Below are 1,875 nucleotides of genomic sequence, written 5' to 3'. Positions count from 1 at the left end.
GGAGACCAGCTTGGCACGTGACCTGATGTCGGACGAAGAGTGGGCATTCTTTGGGCCCTTCATCTTTGCAGTCCGCGCCCCGAACGGACGCAAAGCCACGAGCCATCGCCTTGTTCTGGATAGTATTTTTTTTGGATGGCCCGGACAGGCTTGCCTTGGCGTGACCTGCCTGAAGGGCTTGGGAAGCGGTCGTCCTGCTCGCAGATCGCGGCTATGACTCTGACAATGTTCGAAAAACCATGGAGGCGCCCAACGTGGTGCCGGTGATACCAATGCGAAAATCCCGAAAGCTGCGCGTGGCCGTGGATCGCTGGCTTTACCGGCCCCGCAACCTTGTCGAGGGAAGCTTTGACAAGCTTAAAAACGCACAACGTTTGGCCACACCCTATGATAATAGGGTAGAAAGCTCCCTCGGCTTCATCGACATTACGTCGACCCGCCTCTGCCTCCACCATTTGTCAACACGACCTACGCCTTCGAGAATTTGACCAGCTCGCAGCACAATCATGCCCGCTCAACCGCCCATCTCGGCAGCCCGAGACATTTGCGACGGAACCCTGACCTATCGGTCAAGTGAGGTTGGTCCCGTGTGTCCTTTGGAATGCGTTTGGGGGCGTATCACGCGGCAATCACCGCATTGGCATTCAGAAGCGACAGCATCAGCGCCAGCGCCTCGTAATCCTTTAGCTCGCGCCGGACGGGGGCAGCATGGATCGGCAGGCGACCGTTTTCGGCCAGCGCGCCGGGTGCCGTAGCGCTGGCCAGATCGGTGGTGCGCGCGATCCGGCCCAGATAGAGGCTTTCCGTCCAGATCCCGCCCGCCCGGACCAGTGCGTGACGCTCGAACAACAGGCCGTGGCAGGGGACGACCTCGGCCTCGGGTTCCCAGATGGCGGTCTGGCCATTGGCAAGGTGGCGCGCCTCAATCAGCACTTCCTCTTCGCCGAACTGGTATTCAACCTCGGCACCCGACAGGGCGATCCGTTGCCCGGGCAGAACCACCATATCTTCTTCAAGACCGAAATAGGGGGCGAGGATACGGACCGGGCGGAAATGTCCAAGCGTGGGCAGGGACACGCGACCCTGCCACAGGACTGGTAGCGGCCCGCGATCGGCGGTCAGGACCAGATCGCCCGGCCGGATCATCGCCACAGGAACCACCCCGCGTGGCGTGTCGACCAGCGTTTCGGGGGCAAGACCCGGTGTCGGCCCTACCGTCTGCCAGTGATCGGCCAGACCGATCCAGTCAATCGCGGGGTGGATCAGGCTGCCGCCGGTCGGTTCGAACAGGGCCGATATCTCTTCGGGCAAAAGCGGCAGCGCATGGGTGCCTTCCTGCTGGCGAATGGTGCCCTTGGTCAGATTCTCTGCCGTGAGCAGGCTGCTGCCCCGGTGCTGATCCCAGTGATACGAGAGCCGCAGCATGCCGACATTGGGTTCGCGGCCAAGACCGATCGAGAGATGCGTTACCGCTGACCCATGCCGTCGCAGAAGGTGCAACCTGCCGTCATCGGTCGCTTCGAGGGAAAAGATCCGCTCGGGCTCCTGCCGGGGCGAGAGGCGGATCAGCGGCCGACGGCGACGTGCCAATGTCGCCAGGTTGATCTCCATCACCAGCGTGCCCCAACCGAGGCCCGCGGCCATATCGCCGGTTCCGATCTCATGCGCCGATCCGTCCGATGCCCTCAATATACGCCAGCTCATGCCGCCACCCCATGTGCCATCAATACTCTTGTCTCATGCGCCTTGAGCGCGAGGCGCGCCGCGGACCCGTATCCCGTACCTGTGTCGGGGTCGATTTCGGGGAACAGCGACAGGATCTCGGCCATCACGCCGTCCTCGAAACTGTCCATTGTCTGGGGGCCGGGCAGGTAG

The 1,875-nt window shown here is 62.5% G+C and carries 1 protein-coding gene and 1 pseudogene; one reads left to right on the top strand and one right to left on the bottom strand.

The genetic code is table 11. From position 1 onward, the window contains the following. Positions 1 to 488 (top strand): annotated as a pseudogene (locus WBB85_RS03550) (transposase); the annotation flags it as partial. 130 nt (positions 489 to 618) lie between these two features. Here the strand turns inward: WBB85_RS03550 and WBB85_RS03545 are convergent. Beyond that, entirely contained in the window at positions 619 to 1,704 is a 1,086-nt protein-coding gene (locus WBB85_RS03545; protein ID WP_432637242.1) for a Hint domain-containing protein, read from the bottom strand. Between the last annotated feature and the right edge of the window lie 171 nt (positions 1,705 to 1,875).

Origin of the sequence: Albidovulum sp., assembly GCF_049646345.1 — a bacterium.
Lineage (GTDB): Bacteria > Pseudomonadota > Alphaproteobacteria > Rhodobacterales > Rhodobacteraceae > Albidovulum.
This window is presented reverse-complemented; position numbering and strand designations above follow the sequence as displayed.